Source organism: Acidovorax sp. 99, assembly GCF_003096455.1.
GTDB lineage: Bacteria > Pseudomonadota > Gammaproteobacteria > Burkholderiales > Burkholderiaceae_C > Acidovorax > Acidovorax delafieldii.
In genome coordinates, this window is the sequence record NZ_QEKU01000001.1 from 2,786,386 (window position 1) to 2,804,278 (window position 17,893).

The following is a 17,893-nucleotide window of genomic DNA, read 5'->3' on the forward strand; positions in this document are numbered from 1 at the left end:
CGGTCCCTGCCATCGATCTGTCCCTACCGGCCACTGCATGAACTCCACCATTGCTATTGTTGATCCCACGTTAACCTCCGCACCAAGCATGCGATTGGGTGAGTTGCTTGTGGCGGCTGGGAAGTTGTCAGGCCGTGATCTTGAGCGCGCCTTGGCGGCCCAGGAGGAAATGGGGGGGCTGCTGGGGAGCGTGCTCTCTCGCTTGGGCCTAGTATCCGAGGTGGATGTCGCTCAAGCGCTGTCCCGGCAGCTGTCTGTACCCTGGCTGCAGGGCGAGCAATTTCCGTCGGTTCTTCCCGAAGTGGCAGGCCTTTTGCCCGAGTTTGCGCGTGCTCACGGCATCGTGCCGATACGTCTCGATGACACGGGGCTCACAGTGGCCATGGTGGCTCCGCAAAACGCATACGTCATCAAGGCGCTGCGCCTTGCCACGGGTCTTGCTATCCATCCGTGTCTTGCGCTGGCGGCCGACGTGGAAAAAGCGTTGTCCACCGAAGTAGAGGCAGTAGAGGAAGAACCCGACCACGAGATATTTGAGGGCGATGGGGGAGACTTCGTTGAGCACCTCAAGGATTTGGCGAGCGAAGCGCCCGTGATTCGGCTCGTGAATGCCATCATTGGTCGGGTGACGGATCTGCGCGCTTCGGATGTACACCTAGAGCCTTTCGATGACGGACTGCATGTACGTTATCGGGTCGATGGTGTCATTTCCACGGCAGAAATTGTTCCGCCGCGGCATAGCGCTGCGGTCAATTCACGCGTGAAACTCATGGCTCACCTGGACATCGCAGAGCGTCGTTTGCCGCAAGACGGGCGCATCAAGACCCGGGTCAAGGGCCGCGAACTAGACCTCCGTGTGTCAACGGTTCCTACTGTTCATGGTGAGAGTGTGGTCATGCGCGTGCTGGATCGCTCGAGCGTCTTGTTCAGCCTGGAGGACATGGGATTTGCGCGAACGACCTTGCAGCGGTTCAATGGCCTGCTGGCTAGGCCGCACGGCATTTTGCTGGTCACGGGACCCACAGGGTCTGGCAAGACGACCACGCTGTACGCAGCGCTCTCCAAAATTGACGCAGACGCGCACAAGATCATCACTGTCGAGGAGCCCGTCGAATACCAATTGGAGGGGATCAACCAGATACAGGTGCATGCCCAGATCGGGCTGACTTTTGCGCGCGCCTTACGATCGATCCTGCGCCAAGACCCCGACATCATCATGATTGGTGAAATGCGCGATGGCGAAACGGCCCAAATTGCGGTGCAGTCTGCGCTGACTGGACACTTGGTCCTGTCTACCCTTCACACCAACACCGCCGCTGGCGCAGTGGTTCGCCTCACCGACATGGGTGTTGAACGGTATTTGATTACTTCATCAGTCAATGGCGTTTTGTCTCAGCGCCTGGTTCGCCGTCTTTGCAAGCTCTGTCGGGAGCCTCATGTTCCAGAAGCCTCGGTGCTGGAAACCACGGGGCTGGGGAGGTTTATTGCTCCTGGTGCTCCCATCTACAGGGCTGTTGGTTGCGAGCACTGCAGGGGAACGGGATACAGCGGACGAACGGGAGTTCACGAGCTACTGGTTGTCGATGATGTGCTGCGGCGCGCAATTCTGGACGGTGCAGATGCTTCCTTATTGCATGCCAAAGCAGTGGCGGCCGGAATGATTAGCCTCTATGACGATGGTTTACGCAAAGTAGCAGAAGGCCAAACTAGCTTGGATGAGGTGCTCCGAGTGACCGAGGACCAGTCGGATGCCTGATTTTTTTTGGAAAGCGGCGACGTCCCAAGGGCAGATGTCCCAGGGTCATCTCGAAGCGCTTGAGCAGGCGCAAGTACTGCGTCATCTGCGAGCTCAGGGCCTTACGCCCATTAGCGTCGTAGAGCTCCTTTCAGCCGCGAGTCCTGTGAGTTCGACCGGCGTCTCGGAACCCGCAAAGTCCACACAGCCCTTCTGGAAGCTCGGCAGATCACAGGGAGGAACAGCGGGGGCGGGTGATGTGCTGCTGCTGACGTCGGAGCTTTCCATAATGCTCAAGGCTGGCTTGGCTTTGGACACGGCGTTGCGGGTGCTTATCGGGATGAGTCATAAGCCCGCAGTTTCAGAGATAACCCACCAGATCTTGGATGACGTCAAAGGGGGGGTCTCCTTGAGTAAGGCGCTCACTAGGCACCGCGACCTGTTTGGGGACTTCTATATCAACATGGTGAGATCTGGAGAAGCCAGTGGCCAGTTGGGTGCGGTCTTCGAGAGACTTGTCGAACACATGGAGCGACTCAGGGCTCTGCGTGAGAGCGTTGTGTCTGCAGCCATATATCCGGCGATTTTGCTAGGAGTCGCCGTACTGTCTCTCGGTGCTATGTTGGGCTTCGTAGTGCCCCAGTTTGAAACCTTGTTTAAAGACATGGGTGATGCCCTACCTGCGCCGACCCGATTTGTAATGCACCTGGGCCAAGCGTTTACGCAATATGGCTGGGCGATTGCCATACTGAGCTTTCTGGTGGGGTGGGCTTTGCGCCGCTGGTGGCGATCACCGCAAGGAAAAGTTTGGTGGCAAAAGAGGGCGCTCGGGACGCCCGTATTGGGGCGATTGCTGCACAAATACGATCTGACGCTCTTCTCGCGTTCACTGGGTACGCTGCTGGGCAATGGTGTCCCGTTGATCTCGGCATTGCACATCGCGACTGAGACCGTCGGCAACGTTAGCCTCAGAGCCTCGCTCGCCAATGTGGCTCCTCGGGTGAAGGACGGCGCCAAGGTGGTAGACGCATTAGGTGCGACCCAGGTGTTTGAACCTTTGGCTATCAACCTCATCAGAGTGGGCGAAGAGACCGGTCGTATCGGTCCTATGCTCCTGGAGTTGGCCCATATTTATAACCGTGATGTAGAAACCGGAATCAAGCGCGCGCTGACCATGCTGGAGCCGCTACTGATTCTGGTGTTGGGTCTGCTCATTGCGGCCATTATTGTGTCGATCTTGCTCGGCATCCTTTCAGTGAACGATTTGGCTGCCTGATGGCGGCTGCTACTCTCCCCTATCGAAGGCTTATCCATGTCCCCTTTTATGTTGAATGAACGCGCTCAAAAGCACCGGGGTTTTACGTTGATTGAGTTGCTGGTGGTCTTGGCGATTCTTACTTTGCTGGCAGGCCTTGTGGGGCCACGCGTTCTCGGGCAACTGGGTGGGGCGAAGAGCAAGACAGCCGCCGTGCAAATTGCAGACCTCGAAAAATCACTGGAACTTTTTAAGCTGGATGTCGGGCGTTTCCCAACAACCGAAGAGGGATTGCAGGCGCTCACCGCAAAGCCCGGATCCGCTAACGGCTGGAACGGTCCGTATATCAAAGGCTCAGTTCCGAACGACCCTTGGGGTAAGCCCTACAAGTACACTAGCCCGGCGCCTGGTGGGGGGGTCGAAATTCTGACCTTCGGCGCCGATGGTGTCGCCGGGGGCGATGGTGAAAACGCTGATGTGCGCAACCAGCAATAGCGAACTGCGGGCATTACCGTGACTTGTCGGATGCCGCAGCCTCCATTGGGCGTGGCCAGATTTCGGCGCTACTCGCGTTCCGGGGGATTTACGCTTGTGGAACTTCTGGTGGTTTTTGCCATCGGTGCGCTGATCGTGGGTCTGGCCCCTGTGGCCTTTGATAAGTTGCGGGAGGCCACCCAGTACCGCACCACGGTGCGTGCCGTGGTTGCAGAACTCCGCAGTGCGCGCATGCGGGCTGCAAGCGGCGGTTCGCCCGTCCGGTTTCAAATGGATATGCGGCACAGGGAGTTTGGTTTGCAGGGTGAGCGTTTTCGGGCCATCCCTTCTGCGCTGGAAATTCGGGCGACTGTGGGGCAACAAGAACTGACAGACAGACAGGTAGCGAATATCCTGTTCTTGCCAGACGGTGGAGCGACCGGCGGCACCCTGGAGCTGGCCCGCCCTTCGGGTGTCGGCACTCGAATCCGTGTTGATTGGTTGACGGGCCGAGTGGAGCAGGAGCCATTCAGCCAATGACCATGCGCAGGGGTTTCCGGGCCGTGCAACACGGTCTGTCGCTGCTCGAGTTGTTGGTTGCCTTTGCAATCATGGCAATGGCTCTGGGTCTGCTGTATCGCAGCATGGGGTCCAGCGCACGCAATGTGGCGGAAATGGTTTACCAGCAACAGGCCGCAATGGTTGCAGAGTCTCTTTTGTCCTCCCGAGAGTCTGTCGCAGCCGATGGATGGAACGAGTCGGGGGAATCCGCTGGCTTTGCGTGGCAGGTTCGAAGTATTCCCTATGTCCGAAGCGCGGGGCCTGCATCGCTGTCTGCGTCCTCCACATCTCTCAACGTCACCAGACTGCACCAGGTAGTGATCACATTGAATTGGATGGATGGCTCCAGGCCGCAGAAATGGGAACTGCAAACATTGCTGCCCCAGCGCAAGCCGGACCCTGGAGAGGTTGCGCAGTGAAAGCCGCCGAAAAAGGATTCACCTTGGTCGAAATGCTGGTGGCCGTGTCACTGCTGGCCGTGATCATGGTGGCACTGGGGTCATCGTTGCGGACCATCGCTCAGACTGAGTCCAGGGTGGACCAACGCCTTGGACGCATCGACGAGATGCGTGTGTCTGTAGGACTCATGCGGCAACTTATTGCGCGCGTATCGGGGCGTAAGCTGCAAATGCAAACAGCCGAATCGGGTACCGGTCAGGTCGTGCAATTTCGTGCCAGTGCATCCATGATTGAATGGGTGGGCGTCATGCCTGCTCGTCCGGGCGTTGGGGGGCGGCATTATTTCCGCCTGGGGGTGGAAAAAGCTTCCACCGGTCAACTCCAGTTGGTGCTGCGCTTTGTGCCGTGGCTCCCTGAGGCGGGCGATGCGCCGGATTGGCGGCGAAGTGATAGCAGGGTGCTGGTGCATCAATTGACGCAATTCAATGTCCAGGCTGAAGGGCGGCCCCCAGCTGGCGCTCCGTTGCAATCGTGGCCAAAGGGGTGGGTGGAGGGCTGGCCGGTCGCGGATCAGTTGCCAGAGCGGGTGCGCCTGCAGATATCCGATATTGACGGCGCATGGCCACCGACCGTTATCGGCATTTTTCCGTTGTTGCAAGGCTCCGGCTCGGGCGGCGATTTTACTGTCGGTGGTGGGTCGTCATGATCCGAGAAGTGCCGACTCATAGAGGCCTTGCACTTATCGCGGTGCTTTGGATTGTGGCCGCGCTCAGCCTGGCTGCCACTGGGCTGATCCACTCTGCCAAGCTGGAGATTCGCAAGGCTTCGCGCCACCGCGCGGTTGTGGAGGCTGCTGCACTCGGGGACGCCGCGAATCGGTTGGTCCTGCAAGAAATCACTGCGCGCGCTCTACCAGTCAACAAAAGCGAGCATGTTGAGTTGGAGTTTGGAGGCCGGTGGATTCGTGTAAGAGCGCGAAGTCTGAACGGTTTGGTAGACATTAACAATGCCGCAGAACCTCTTTTGGCTGCCTTGTTTCAGCATGCTGCAGGAGTGGCTCCTGCCAATGCTGCGGTTCTGGCGCGCGCTGTGGTGGAATGGCGCAAGCGTCCTGCAGCGGGTGGTACGCCAATAGGCTTCGATGCGCCAGAAGACCTGCTGGCTGTTCCTGGGGTGGACTATGCCCTCTATGCTAGGATTCAAGACCTCATCTCGGCCTCCTTGCGAGGGGGCGGGCTGGTGAATCCCGAGGCTGCGCCGCTCCCTGTGCTGGTGGTACTCGCAGAAGGTAACGTCGCTCTGGCGAGCCAGCTATACGCCCAGCGTGAAAACTCGCCCCTTCCCATGGACACGACGTCACTCAATGCCGCCTTCAAGGGCGGCGGCTCGGGTGGGCCGCTGAGTGTCATTGCGGAGGTTCCGTTAGATGGTGCTGTAACGCTTGAACGCAGCTGGGTGGTTGCGCTGTCTTCTTCTGGTCGTAACGGCCTGCCGTGGCGTGTCATTGAGCAGCGCCAGCGACTCCTGTCGTCGGCAAATTGATCCGCTATAAGCATTAAATGGCAACTATTCAAAATGATGCACGGTTGTTCGGGCTGGACCTGAGTGGCGTGCTGGATGATCTGAAGATAGCGTGGCGTGGCATGCTGGGTTGGCGTGTTCTCGCATGGCTGCGTCCCGAGCCTGTAGTTCGATGGCTGAGGGCCAATCGGCAAAGCGAGGTCTATCGGGGTTTGCGTAAGGATCCCCGTGTATCGCCCGCCGCAGCCAAGGCGGCTCGATTCGCAGCGGTGGAAGTGCCTGACGACCTGCTGTTGCGCCACGTGGTTCAACTACCACCATTGCCCAGCGCTGCTTCAGAGGGGGCCTTGTTGTTCGAGGTGCAGAACCTGAGCCCTTTTCCTGGGGATGAATTGTTATGGGTCGGCAGTGACATAAATGATCGTGAGCGTGACGCCGGACAAGCAACACTCAGCCAGGGGCGCCGCATTGCTGTTGTCCTTACATCGCGCAGCATGGTTCAAACGCATCTTGCAGCCATGCAATCGACAGAGGCCATAGCGTCCAATGCGGTCAGTCCGGAGGTGTGGGTGGATATGGGGAATGGGCGGCCTGCGGTCCTTCCTGGGTTTGGGGAGACTCGGCGCCTTGCTTACCAGCGCCGGTGGCAGCGAGTAAACGCTGTGTTGTGTTCCGGTACGGTGCTGCTGTTGGCAGGGATGCTGGTAACGCCCACCCTGCAGTTGCGTCTTCGCGCCCTAGATGCGGTCGATCAGTACACGGCCTTGCAAAAGCAGGTTGCTCCATTGATTCAGCAGCGCGAAGCCTACGTCAGGGCGCAAGGTTTTCTGCAGGCCCTTCCTGAGTCTGCAGTTCCCTCGGGGGCGGCGCTCCAAATCCTGGACATGATTACCCGCGCGCTCCCTGACGACACCTCGTTGCAATCTTTTCAATTGTCCGCTCCAGAAGGCCCGGGAAAGCCACCTAAAGTCTTGTTGGTGGGGCAAACGGGTAACGCAGCGGCCTTGATGCAACAACTGGGCGTGCAGCCTGGATTTAAGGACGTCAAGGCCCCTTCAGCGGCAGTCAAACCCCTCGGTGCAATCAAAGAGAGCTTCAGCATCGAACTGCTGGTAGACCTTACCCAGGCCAGTGGGTTAGCTTCTGCATCGCCATCACCCTCGATGCCAGCCGCATCTTCGGGAGCCAAGCCTTGAACCGAATTCCTCCTCGCATAGCCGTACTGCAGGCGACTATTCTTGCGATCTTGCTGGTGATCCCTGTGGTCGCGGGGGTGTTTTTTTGGAACAAGCACCGCTGGGCACAGGACCAATTGGCACAACTGGAGCCCCGCTTTGCCAGGTTATCTGGTTTGCAAAAGGGCAAAGACAGCCTGGCACAGGCCGAGGCATCTGCAAAAGCGCTATTGGCAGGCCAGGCTTATCCAAACGCACAGGATGCTGTTCAGGCTGGCAACGACGCGCAGCAGCGCATACGCACCCTTTTCGCCGATAGCAAACTCGACATTGGAAGTATCCAGGTATTGCCGGCCAAAGAGCAGCAGGTCTTTGACCGCATAGGGATAGCGCTGCGGGTAGAGGGCGACCTTGCTGGCCTGCAAAACGCCATGGCGCTACTGGACAAGCAATCGCCAACGGTGTGGGTGGACAACTTGTCCATTCAAACCATCGGTGCGGTCAAGCCTAAATCCGCGCAGCGTCTTGCTGCACAAGTCAATCTCTTCGTCCTGCGAGTCCGCTCATGACCGCATTCAGAGCATTGGTGGTCTTGATGATCGCCTTGAGTGGAGGGCTCGCATGGATGTGGGTGGCGCCTTCTGGTCAACTGCGGTCTCATGCCTGGACTCCTCCTGCGCCGATTACCCCCGACATGCCTGCGCCCAAGCTGCCTGCTGGGCTGGAGACAAAGCAGGGTGCTGGGGTCGGCGCATATGTGGCTATTTTGGACCGCCCCTTGTTTGCGCCCGACCGGCGCCCGCCGCCTCCCCCTGATGCCGCTCCTGAGGCGCCAAAGCCAGATCCGTTGGCTGGGCTGACCCTGTATGGCATTTTTAAAGGCCCTGATTTCAGTGGCATCGTGGCGCGGGTGAACGACAAAGTTCGCAGGGTTCGCCTCAACGAACCGCTGGGTGAGTGGACGGTACAGTCCATCGAGGGACGAGAAGTCACTTTTGCTCGTGGTGATGAGACTCGTAGCGTCCGGCTGGTGCATGTGTTTGGGCCGCAGCCGCCCGCTGTTGCCGGTAGTTCTCCGCCTGTTGCCGCGTCGCCGTCAATCGGTGGCCGTCCTGACCTCGTGTCCATTCAACAACAAGAGCAAGAGGCTGCCCGTGAGCGGCTGCGTCAACGCAACGAACTGTTTCGCAAAGCTGGGCTTCCCCCCGTCAAAGAATGAGTATGTCGACCATGGATCAATTCAAACGGCTGGCAGTTGCATGCCTTTCTGTGTACGTGGGCGTAACCTTCGCCCAGTCACCAGAACAACTTCCGCAACCGGCGGATGCGGCTCCCAGCGTGGAGCCCAGGATCATGCGCGGCAATGACTCCGTGATAGCCCCCCCGCGCGCCACCACGGCACTGCCTGCGGGCGCGACGGGCTTCAAGTTTGAAGAAGCGCCCATCGCAGAGTTTGCAACCATCGTCCTGAAAGACGTGCTCAAAGCCGACTATGTGCTGCATCAGCCACTGACGGGCTCTGTCACGCTGTCCACCAATGGCGATATTTCGCCGGATCAGGCCGTACTCCTGCTCGAAAGTGCTTTGCAAGCCAACGGGCTTGTCATGGCACGAGACACGCGTGGCACCTACCATGTCGGTAAGGTGGAGGCAGTGCGAGGCATCGTTCCGGCGGTGCGCCAGGCTGTGGCTGGGGCGCCGCTGCCGCCTGGCAGTGGCGCCATCGTGGTGAGGCTCAACTACATCGGCGCATCAGAAATGGCTGCCATATTGCGCCCCATGGCGCCGCCCGAGGCCATCGTCCGGGTGGACAACCTGCGAAATCTCTTGGTGCTTGCCGGTACCCGCACGCAGGCCGAGGGCTGGTTGGACCTCGTCAACACCTTTGACGTTGATCTTCTCAAAGGTATGTCGGTGGGGGTGTTTCCGCTCAAGTATGTGTCTGTCAAAGAGGTAGAGGCCGCACTGTCTATTTTGGGAGGGGGCTCTGGTGCTTCGCCATCTGCCGTATCTGGCGGCGCGGCTGGCAGCCCTACCGCTACGGCGCGTTCTGGCGCAAGCCCCGGTGTTGCGGTGCCATCTGGTGGCATGGCAGAGTCCAATCCCCTCTTCGGCGCGTTCCGTGTGCTGCCGATGGAGCGGCTCAACAGCATTTTGGTGGTAACGCCTCGTGCGGCCTACCTGGATGAGGCGCGGCGTTGGATTGACAAGCTGGATCAGCCAGGAGGCAACAGCGCGGAGCCCCAGTTGTTCATCTATCAGGTGCAGAACGTCAACGCCCGCCATCTTGCGTCGGTATTGAGCGGCATCTTTGGCGGCACTGCAGCACCAACGAACAGCGCATTTACCAACACCGGCGTTGCGCCTGGCTTGGCCAATGCGACTGGCATGACATCAGGGTTTGGTGCATCCTCCACGACAAACAATGTTTTTGGTGGTACCAACTCAGGCCTTTATGGCAGCAACCTGGGTAACAGCACAGGCATACGCAGCGGCAGCACTTTCTCAGGTGCAGGAGGAGTGGGTGCATTGGGTGGTCGCACCGTGGGTTCGCTGGGTAACACGGCCGCTACAGCAACGCAAGTCCAGGGCGCAGCGGTGGCGACCCTTGGAAGCATACGGGTGATGGCGGATGAGCTGAACAACTCGCTGCTCGTGTGGAGCACCAAGGCCGAGTACGCAAAGATCGAAGCTACGCTCAAGCGGCTTGACCTGCCGCTGACCCAGGTGCTGATCGAAGCCAGCATTGTCGAGGTCACATTGAATGACGACCTCGAATACGGATTGCAATGGGCGTTTAGCGACAGCCGTGCCAACACGGGCTACACCGGTAGCGGCGCGTTGAGCAGCAGCGCGGGTGGTGTGCTGGGCGGTGCACTTGCTGGTTTCTCTTACACGCTCAAAAATCCCGCTGGCAATGTGCGTGCAGTGCTAAACGCACTGTCCAAGAAGACGATGGTCAAGGTCATTGCCAGTCCATCGTTGATGGTACTCGACAACCATATGGCGTCCATTGCCGTGGGCACGCAAACTCCCATTCAGGCCGGCGAAACCGTAACCAGTGACGGCATTGTGCGCACCAGCATTCAATACAAGGACACAGGCGTCAATCTTATGGTGACGCCCTCTGTGAACTCTGGCAACGTAGTCACCATGCAGGTAGACCAGTCCGTCACAGACGTGGGGCAAAAAGACGAGGTCAGCGGCCAGCGGGCCTTTTTGCAGCGCCAGTTGTCCAGCAAGCTCGCAGTGCGCTCTGGCGAGTCCATCGTGATGGGGGGCTTGATCCAAAGTAACAACACCACTTCTAAATCGGGCGTTCCCATCCTGCATAGCATTCCCGTTCTGGGCAATTTGTTTGGCTCAACCTCCAACATAGGCAGTCGGACGGAGTTGCTGGTGGTGATCACCCCGCGCGTGGTGCGGACCGATATTGACATTCGGGAAGTCAGTGAGGATCTGCGTGATCGCATGCGAGGCTTGGCTCCAGCCGTGGGTACCGCGCAGTCTCGTTCTACCCCTACGGGCGTCGGGGCGTCTGACAGTAGCGGTGATGCTACCCGCCAGTAATAGAGACGAAACCATTCGGAGAGTTTCTGGGGCGTATCCCGAAGTTGGAGTTTTGCTTGCGCCAATGGTGTGTCCCCGCCAAGTAGGCTGGGTCTGTTGATGTAGGGCCCCTGGGTACTGCAACCCGCTGCTGGGTGTGGTGGTCGTGCGCTATGTCCAGGCACGATGGGTAGGTCGGTTTGGCAGCTGGCGAATTCGGGAGTGCTTGAAATGGAGCAGCCCTCCGCCATATTTACGTCGCTCTTCGGCGGGGGCAATGGCAGCAGCGTCCACTCGAGCATTGCTGGCCGTTCAGGGCTGGGCCATATCGGCGCCCAGTTTTCAGCTGTGTGGGGCCGCTTGCCTGTCCACGTGGCGAATGGATTTATTTGGTAACAAGGAGGTTTTGAAATGACAACAACGTCCGCGCTTTCTCTCGCGCGCCATACCGGCGCGGCAGTACTTGTGGTTGCTATGGTGGCTCTGTCGGGCTGCGCAACGACTGCGATGACGCCTGAGCAGCAAACATCCCAGCTGGCCAGCCAGCGCTGGGGCTACCTCATTGATGGGCAGTGGCAAAAAGCTTATGACATGCTCACACCCGCCTATCGCAGTCTGCATGATTTGCGCGAATACCAGTCGCAATTCAAAGGCGCCGTGCAATGGAAGCGTGCCGAAGTGGCCAGCACCACCTGCGAAGCAGAAAAATGCGAGGTGCGCATTGAGCTGACTGTGGCCTCGCCCTTTGGGCGTGGCAAAGGCGACACAATCAGCACCTTCTTTACCGAAACGTGGCTCAACGAGGGTGGCCGCTGGTACTATTACGAGAAGCCCTGACCGGTTACGGCAGTGGTGGGTTGTACTATGGTAAGGCTGCACTGTGTTTTGATGTACAGGCGGTCTTGGTCGGTACGCGCCGCTGGGCTTGATCTGCTTGTTGGCGCAGGCAATCTGAAGGGAGACCGTCCTATCGAGTGAATGATTCAAAGCTCATGCAGCCGCCTGTTGCTTTTTATGCACAACTCAAGGCGGTCGGTAGGCACTGCGGCCTAATCCCTAAGACCCTGTGCTAACATTTCGAAGCGTAAACAATCCTGGTAGTTGCGCTTACCAACTTTTTTAACGGAGTTATCAATGAAAAAAAGTATTCTCTCTGCAAGCATTGCTGCCATGATTGGTAGCCTTGGCTTTGCTGGCCTGGCTAACGCTGCAGTGGGTGTGTACTCTGACGCTGTGGATCCAAACTCTGCGGTTGCTGCGGGTAACCTTGCGAATGCAACAGCTGCCACGACCTTGGCTATCAATGAAGCAGGTCTCGGGAATATTCTGGTGGTGCCTTACTTCACCACCCAAGGCACTAATGCAACGCTGTTGAACATCACCAATACCGATGCCGCCAACGGTAAGGCTGTGAAGGTTCGCTTCCGTGGTGCATCGAACTCTGACGATATCTTCGACTTCACGCTGATGCTGTCTCCTGGCGACGTCTGGGCTGCCAAGATTAGCCAGGGTGCTGATGGCCGTTCGCAAATCGAAACTGCAGACAAGACTTGCACGTTGCCATCGATCGTTGCAACGCAGAAGAATTCGTTCCCCACAGGGCGTCTGAATTCGGCGCTGACCGCTGAGCAGAAGGCAAATGAAACCCGCGAAGGTTACATCGAAATTCTGAACATGGCCGACGTTCCAAAGGCTGTTCAGACGAATCAAGTGGTTGCTTCCGGTGTTACGACCAATCCGCTGTACACGGCTATCAAGCACGTCGGTGGCGTGGCTCCTTGCACCTCTGCTGCCCTGTCCCCATTGCTCACCGCTGCTACTAACTATGTAGCTGCTGCTGCTGATACAAGCGCAGCCACGATTCAGGGCAAGGGTATGGCATTCCCCACTGGCAAGCTGATGGCCAACTGGACCATCATCGACACGGTGAAGACTGCTACCTTCTCTGGCGCTGCTACAGCAGTTGCAGCAGGTTCGGGCACAGCAATCAACGCAAACGTTGTGTTCTTCCCCCAGTCTGATGCTTCTGCCGGTAACGTTGACGCATGGTCTGCTGATCCTCTGCTGCAAACCACTGCTGGTAACATCAGCCGGACGAACCCAGCAACTGGTACAGCTGCGACCGGTTCGGGCACTCCGTTCATTTCTGCTTCGTACTACGATCTGCCTGACCTGTCCACGCCTTACTTGGCTCTGACTACGGCTACTAACACGCCTTTTGCTCATGCAGAGGCACTGACAGCTAAGCTGGCCGCTAAGTCGGTGATCAATGAGTATCTGACGACCACCAGCATTGGTGCCACGACTGACTGGGTGTTTTCCATGCCCACACGTCGTTACAACGTTGCTATGAACTACGCTTACACCAGCCCTCTGGGCGGTGACGGTCGTGTTTACTCGCTGTGGACTAACAACTACTTTGATAACACCAACACTTCTGTTTCTTCCGGCAAGATCTGCGTGAAGGCTGATACCGGTACGGCTGGTGTGAACCAGTGGGACCGTGAAGAAACCACGACCTCCAGCGGTTTCGTGATCTCTCCCGGCACTGTGACCAGCGTGGTTTTCTGCGGCGAAACGTCTGTGCTGGCGATCAACAACGGTACGAACACTAGCTCGGGTTCGCTGTCGGCTTCGTTGGCTCTGCAGAACCTGAACGTGTCGTCGAACGAAGGCTGGATCAGCCTGGGTACGTCCGGTCTCGCCAACCGTGGTCTGCCAGTTCTGGGCGGCGCTTTCGCCAAGTCCAGCGCCTTCGGTGCTATGTGGCCCCACCGCTACACCCGTTAATTCGGTTGTAAGCGCATAGACCACGCAAGTGGTCATTCAAAAAAGGCGGGAACATTCCCGCCTTTTTTTTGATCTATGAAATCTGTTCCTGGCATGCAAATGTCTCTAGCCGTGGTTTAGTAATGACAACTGCGCTCGGTGATTTTTCTGCACTTTTCCTTTTCTTATGATCACTAGCTCTCGGTTCTTCAAAGTTTCTCCTGCTGTTTTGTTCGCGGCCACCTTATTGGTTTCTAACTCTGCTTGGTCGCAGAGCGCCAAGCCTGCTCCGGCGGTGGTCATTGAAGCTGATGGCGTAAGCATCACTACGCTGGATCTGGAAGCTGAACTGGCCAAGGCGCCGCCCGAGGTACGAGTCGGCTTCATGCAACAGCCCGAAAGATTGGCCCAGTTGGCCTCCAATTTGGTGATGCGCCGTGCCCTGGCAAAACAGGCGCAGGCAGCAGGCCTGGCCAAAACGCCTTTCAATCAGGCGGCATTGCAGCTGGGAGCAGACCGTGTTCTCTCCGATATCCAGCTCGCAGAACTGGACAAGATCAACCGTCCCAGTGACATGGTGCTGGAACAACGCGCCCGTGACGTTTACCGTGCCGAGACCAAGCGTTTCGAAATTCCGGAAGAAGTCAAGGCAAGCCATATCTTGATTTTGGCCACCGAGGAAAATGCCGAAGCCAAGGCGTCGGAGCTGTTGGCCGAGCTCAAAGGCGGTAAAGATTTTGCTGAGCTGGCCAAGGCCCGGTCGCAAGACCCTGGTAGTGGTGCAAAGGGGGGAGATTTGGGCTTCTTTGGCCGTGGTCGTATGGCCAAGGAGTTTGAAGAGGCGGCCTTCCAACTCAAGGTGGGCGAGCTCAGTGGGCTGGTTAAAACCCAGTTTGGTTATCACATCATCAAGGTGACAGACCGTAAAGAAGCCGGCAAGCAGCCGTTTGATGAAGTTCGCAACACCTTGCTGCAGGAAGTTACGCAAAAGATACTGACCGAGGGGCGTATTAAAGCGGGCCAGCAGATCATGCAGCATGCCAAAACGCATCCCGAGGCTCTGGACGCCTATGTGGCAAGCCAACAGCCAGGCAGCAAATAACTACTGCGAGCTTTGTGAGGCGGTAGACGGGCTACATTACAGCCTGTCATGTGCTGCTTCTGAATCGGTGAGCGGGCTGTAGGTGGGCTCGCTGGTTCAAGCGCCAGCTTTTTCAAGATAAAACCAGACAACATAACATGTGGCAAGACTTGCGCGCGGCATGGGCGATGCGTGCCATGCTGCGCGTAATGGTGTGGCGTGAGCTGGCCGCGCGCCACGCGGGCACAGCTGGCGGACTGGTATGGGTCTATGCCCAGCCGCTACTCACAGTGGCAGCGTACTACCTCGTGTTCGACGTAGTGTTCGCCATGCGTCTGGGTGATGCGGCTCCCACCAAGGCCGTAGGAACCTTCCTCATTGTGGGCATGTTGCCTTGGCAGGCGTTTTGCGAGGCTCTGGGCCGCGGTACGAGCAGCCTCATTGATTCTGGTCATTTGCTGCAAAAAAATGCGATTCCGCCCGTGTTGATGGTGCTGCGCACCGTTCTGTCCAGTGCTGCTGTGTATATGCCTCTGCTAGCGTTATTGGCGCTGGCGTATGTACCATTGCATCGTGGCGCCTTGGCTCTACTGAGCTTGCCACTGCTGATTGTTACGCAGTTTGCTTTGGCCTTTTTTCTCGCTTACTTGCTGGCCATCATGGCGGCGGCATTGCGAGACACGGTGCAAATCGTCACGTTTGCGCTGTCGGTGGGCGTGTTTTTGTCGCCCATCTTGTTTCCTGTAACGCTGTTCCCAGCGGACTGGCGGTGGCTGCTGTGGCTAAACCCGATGACTGCGTGGGTGTTGGCCTATCAAGACGTTCTGCTGCAAGGCCAGTGGCCCAGCTGGCAGTCGTGTGTTGGCATAGTGGTCTGGCTTGGCACTGCTTGCGCAGTGTTGTCCCCTTTGCTGCGTCGCAGTCGGGATGAACTCGTGGACTGGCTGTGACACAAAACCCTCATCAACTCGGCCGCCGGCATGCTGCAGCGCATGAAATAGCCACCGATTCAGCGCCCGTGCTGGATGTAAAAGGGATTGGCAAGGGCTACAAGCTTTATGACCATCCGCGCAAACGGCTGCGTGCACTGATCACGGGCGCCTCTTTGCACCGCAGTCATTGGGCATTGCGCAACGTAAGTTTTCAGTTGTACCCCGGCCAATGTTTGGGCGTGGTGGGCAACAATGGTGCCGGCAAAAGCACTTTGCTCAAGCTGCTGGCCGGCACATTGCAACCTACGGAAGGCTCGGCACAGTGTAGGGGGCGTGTCACCGCTATTCTGGAGCTGGGTGCGGGCTTTCATCCCGACTTCTCAGGTCGTGACAATCTGCGCTTTGCGGGGGGGCTGATCGGGCTTGATGCTGACACCATCAATGCGCTAGAACCAGAGATCATTGCCTTTTCGGAGTTGGGTAACTCCATAGACCGTGCGGTCAAAACCTATTCATCTGGCATGGTGGTGCGCTTGGCGTTCGCGTTGGTCACTGCAGTGCAGCCAGAATTACTGATCGTGGACGAGGCCTTGGCCGTAGGCGACCAAAACTTTCAGAAGAAGTGCGTAGAGCGCATTGAGGAATTCCGCCGGAACGGTTGCACCATCTTGTTTTGCTCACATAGTCTTTACCACGTTCGTCAGCTGTGTGATGTAGCCCTCTGGATGGAGCTTGGTCAGGTACGTCAGTTTGGCAACACCGAAGCAGTACTCGCCTCCTACGAAGCCAGCTTGCGCCAGCACACTCAGACGGAGCGGCACGCCCCTGATTTGAAGGGCGATTACCAGTCAGCGCCAGGCGATACACCGGAGGCATCCTCGGGTGGCCCCCACTCCGAAATCGATGGCCAGCATGGACATGCAATTGTCGCTGTGGTCGAGGCACGTGATACGGCAGGTGAAAACGGTCAGAGTAACCAAGCGGGCGTGCCCGGGGCAGGCGCTGCCGTAACGTCATCGCATCTCGTGAGCGTTGAGGTGGCCAGCCTTGACCAATCCGCTCCGCCCATGCTGTGCTCGTCCGATCTGGTAGTGACTGTGCGCGCGCGCACCGCGCATGGCGACGCCGCACCAAGCATTGGAGTGATGCTGGAACAGTCCCACGGTGTGGGCATCACATCGCTAGCCTCGCATGTGGAAGGTGCGGCGCCGCGTCAGTTGGCGGCAGGGCTGTGGGAGATCTCGCTCACCTTCCCCGACTTGCCGCTGCACACCGGCGAATACGTGGTCAGCGCGTACCTGTTTGATGCAAATGGGCTGGTGGTGTGCGATGAATGGAAGGCGTGTACCACCTTCACGTTTGTTTATCCCACCCAGACTCCGGGACTGGTGCGACTCCCTCACTACTGGAGCTAACGTGCATGGACTTGCATGTGCTGCGTCGCCTTCGACGGATAAGAACTGAGTTTAAGGATGCCATTGAGTTGGTGGCGCTACCCGCGTTGGCTGCGGTACTGCCGTGGTCGGTCGCATACCGTGTGGCGCGGCGCATCTTGGTTTGGTTGCCCGCCTACCGCGGAGCAGCCATACAAGCGTTGGCAGAATACAAGGCTCTGTTTCCGGTGTCAGACGAACGCGCATGGCTCATGCATCGCCGTTTGGTAACCTGGACAGACCATGCGGACCATTACCTTGCCAGGACTCGGCAGGACCACTGGATGAACATGCACCTGGATGTTCAAGGCGAGTGGCCGCCGTCAGGCCAAGCTGCAATGTTGTTCACTTTTCACTGGGGCGCGGGCATGTGGGGCCTGCGCCATGCTGCGCGGGGGGGGCTGCTTCCGCGCGCTTTGGTTGCCTCAACCGAGGGGGCACCTTTCTTGGGGCGAACCGTGCTGAGTTGGTATGCCCGTGCGCGAACAGCCACAGTGCATAAGGCGTTGGGTTGCGAGCCTTTAGATGTGTCTGGCAGCTTGCGACCGGCCATTAAAGCACTACGGGCGGGGGGGCAAGTGCTCGCTGCTATCGATGTGCCTACTGATCAATCAAGCAGCGCTGAGCACATACGTCTGCTGGGCCTTGTAGCTTCGGTGCCGCGTGCATTGCATCGTTTGGCAGTGGATCAGCGTGTGCCTGTGTATGTCTACATCACCGGCTTCGATGTTCAGACCGGTAGGCGCCAACTCAACATCGTTTCTTTGGGTGTTTACGACGACGTCTCCAGGCTCATCACCACAGTATTTGCTGAACTGGAGCGCGTGCTCCAGCGGGAGCCTGAAGCGTGGCATTTCTGGTCTGAGGCTCGGCGCTTTTTCAAAGATTAATACGCCGTGCCCAAAAGGCCAGGGAGGTGATTGCAGGCCATCCAAATATTCAATGCTTTGGCGTACAGAGTTCTGAGCTGCAAAAGCCCCTAACTAAGGGGCGCACTTGTTGAGCTGCA

The 17,893-nt window shown here is 58.0% G+C and carries 17 protein-coding genes; all 17 read left to right on the forward strand.

The genetic code is table 11. The features are described 5' to 3' along the window. Window positions 1-37 precede the first annotated feature (37 nt). Window positions 38-1,756 (forward strand): ATPase, T2SS/T4P/T4SS family, encoded by a 1,719-nt coding sequence (locus tag C8C95_RS13050; RefSeq protein WP_116748864.1) that lies wholly within the window; start codon window positions 38-40, stop codon window positions 1,754-1,756. Continuing rightward, a complete protein-coding gene (locus C8C95_RS13055; protein ID WP_116748865.1) occupies window positions 1,749-3,011 on the forward strand; it encodes a type II secretion system F family protein in 1,263 nt (420 codons plus the stop codon). Before C8C95_RS13050 ends, C8C95_RS13055 begins: the two co-directional genes overlap by 8 nt. Before the next feature lie 36 nt (window positions 3,012-3,047). Then, window positions 3,048-3,485, forward strand: a complete 438-nt coding sequence (gene gspG, locus C8C95_RS13060) for a type II secretion system major pseudopilin GspG (protein WP_099731299.1) — start codon at window positions 3,048-3,050, stop codon at window positions 3,483-3,485. Between the two features lie 30 nt (window positions 3,486-3,515). Beyond that, entirely contained in the window at window positions 3,516-4,004 is a 489-nt protein-coding gene (locus tag C8C95_RS13065; protein WP_116748866.1) for a GspH/FimT family pseudopilin, read from the forward strand. A gap of 2 nt (window positions 4,005-4,006) precedes the next feature. Further along, window positions 4,007-4,444 (forward strand): type II secretion system protein, encoded by a 438-nt coding sequence (locus tag C8C95_RS13070; protein WP_116750276.1) that lies wholly within the window; start codon window positions 4,007-4,009, stop codon window positions 4,442-4,444. Further along, a complete protein-coding gene (locus C8C95_RS13075; protein ID WP_165836540.1) occupies window positions 4,441-5,130 on the forward strand; it encodes a prepilin-type N-terminal cleavage/methylation domain-containing protein in 690 nt (229 codons plus the stop codon). The genes C8C95_RS13070 and C8C95_RS13075 overlap by 4 nt, the downstream gene beginning before the upstream one ends. Further along, window positions 5,127-5,966 carry a type II secretion system protein GspK gene (locus tag C8C95_RS13080; RefSeq protein ID WP_165836541.1) on the forward strand — a complete coding sequence of 280 codons (840 nt, stop codon included), beginning with the start codon at window positions 5,127-5,129 and terminating at the stop codon, window positions 5,964-5,966. The genes C8C95_RS13075 and C8C95_RS13080 overlap by 4 nt, the downstream gene beginning before the upstream one ends. Before the next feature lie 17 nt (window positions 5,967-5,983). After that, on the forward strand, window positions 5,984-7,141 hold the full coding sequence (locus C8C95_RS13085) for a PilN domain-containing protein (RefSeq protein ID WP_133246232.1): 1,158 nt from the start codon (window positions 5,984-5,986) through the stop codon (window positions 7,139-7,141). Next, entirely contained in the window at window positions 7,138-7,689 is a 552-nt protein-coding gene (gene gspM / locus C8C95_RS13090; protein ID WP_243415692.1) for a type II secretion system protein GspM, read from the forward strand. Before C8C95_RS13085 ends, gspM begins: the two co-directional genes overlap by 4 nt. After that, window positions 7,686-8,339: a hypothetical protein gene (locus C8C95_RS23535; RefSeq protein ID WP_133246233.1), complete on the forward strand. Its 654-nt coding sequence runs from the start codon at window positions 7,686-7,688 to the stop codon at window positions 8,337-8,339. Before gspM ends, C8C95_RS23535 begins: the two co-directional genes overlap by 4 nt. Before the next feature lie 11 nt (window positions 8,340-8,350). Continuing rightward, complete coding sequence (gene gspD / locus C8C95_RS13095; protein ID WP_243415693.1) at window positions 8,351-10,690, forward strand: type II secretion system secretin GspD; 2,340 nt, start codon at window positions 8,351-8,353, stop codon at window positions 10,688-10,690. A gap of 390 nt (window positions 10,691-11,080) precedes the next feature. Beyond that, on the forward strand, window positions 11,081-11,506 hold the full coding sequence (locus tag C8C95_RS13100) for a hypothetical protein (RefSeq protein ID WP_133246234.1): 426 nt from the start codon (window positions 11,081-11,083) through the stop codon (window positions 11,504-11,506). Between the two features lie 297 nt (window positions 11,507-11,803). After that, entirely contained in the window at window positions 11,804-13,459 is a 1,656-nt protein-coding gene (locus tag C8C95_RS23540) for a cell surface protein (protein WP_133246235.1), read from the forward strand. Window positions 13,460-13,625: 166 nt separating this feature from the next. Continuing rightward, window positions 13,626-14,540, forward strand: coding sequence for a peptidylprolyl isomerase (locus C8C95_RS23845; protein WP_243415694.1), 915 nt, complete (start codon window positions 13,626-13,628; stop codon window positions 14,538-14,540). A 137-nt stretch (window positions 14,541-14,677) separates the two neighbouring features. Continuing rightward, window positions 14,678-15,469 carry an ABC transporter permease gene (locus C8C95_RS13115; RefSeq protein ID WP_116748873.1) on the forward strand — a complete coding sequence of 264 codons (792 nt, stop codon included), beginning with the start codon at window positions 14,678-14,680 and terminating at the stop codon, window positions 15,467-15,469. A gap of 47 nt (window positions 15,470-15,516) precedes the next feature. Then, window positions 15,517-16,866 (forward strand): ABC transporter ATP-binding protein, encoded by a 1,350-nt coding sequence (locus C8C95_RS13120; protein ID WP_116750279.1) that lies wholly within the window; start codon window positions 15,517-15,519, stop codon window positions 16,864-16,866. 5 nt (window positions 16,867-16,871) lie between these two features. Continuing rightward, a complete protein-coding gene (locus C8C95_RS13125) occupies window positions 16,872-17,774 on the forward strand; it encodes a hypothetical protein (protein ID WP_116748874.1) in 903 nt (300 codons plus the stop codon). Window positions 17,775-17,893: the final 119 nt, after the last annotated feature.

Excerpts from the sequence above, each read along its gene's own strand:
- C8C95_RS13050 (WP_116748864.1), top strand. The coding sequence starts at position 38 with ATGAACTCCACCATTGCTATTGTTGATCCCACGTTAACCTCCGCACCA.
- C8C95_RS13055 (WP_116748865.1), top strand. The coding sequence starts at position 1,749 with ATGCCTGATTTTTTTTGGAAAGCGGCGACGTCCCAAGGGCAGATGTCC.
- gspG (WP_099731299.1), top strand. The coding sequence starts at position 3,048 with ATGTCCCCTTTTATGTTGAATGAACGCGCTCAAAAGCACCGGGGTTTT.
- C8C95_RS13065 (WP_116748866.1), top strand. The coding sequence starts at position 3,516 with ATGCCGCAGCCTCCATTGGGCGTGGCCAGATTTCGGCGCTACTCGCGT.
- C8C95_RS13070 (WP_116750276.1), top strand. The coding sequence starts at position 4,007 with ATGCGCAGGGGTTTCCGGGCCGTGCAACACGGTCTGTCGCTGCTCGAG.
- C8C95_RS13080 (WP_165836541.1), top strand. The coding sequence starts at position 5,127 with ATGATCCGAGAAGTGCCGACTCATAGAGGCCTTGCACTTATCGCGGTG.
- C8C95_RS13085 (WP_133246232.1), top strand. The coding sequence starts at position 5,984 with ATGGCAACTATTCAAAATGATGCACGGTTGTTCGGGCTGGACCTGAGT.
- C8C95_RS23535 (WP_133246233.1), top strand. The coding sequence starts at position 7,686 with ATGACCGCATTCAGAGCATTGGTGGTCTTGATGATCGCCTTGAGTGGA.
- gspD (WP_243415693.1), top strand. The coding sequence starts at position 8,351 with ATGGATCAATTCAAACGGCTGGCAGTTGCATGCCTTTCTGTGTACGTG.
- C8C95_RS13100 (WP_133246234.1), top strand. The coding sequence starts at position 11,081 with ATGACAACAACGTCCGCGCTTTCTCTCGCGCGCCATACCGGCGCGGCA.
- C8C95_RS23540 (WP_133246235.1), top strand. The coding sequence starts at position 11,804 with ATGAAAAAAAGTATTCTCTCTGCAAGCATTGCTGCCATGATTGGTAGC.
- C8C95_RS23845 (WP_243415694.1), top strand. The coding sequence starts at position 13,626 with ATGATCACTAGCTCTCGGTTCTTCAAAGTTTCTCCTGCTGTTTTGTTC.
- C8C95_RS13115 (WP_116748873.1), top strand. The coding sequence starts at position 14,678 with ATGTGGCAAGACTTGCGCGCGGCATGGGCGATGCGTGCCATGCTGCGC.
- C8C95_RS13125 (WP_116748874.1), top strand. The coding sequence starts at position 16,872 with ATGGACTTGCATGTGCTGCGTCGCCTTCGACGGATAAGAACTGAGTTT.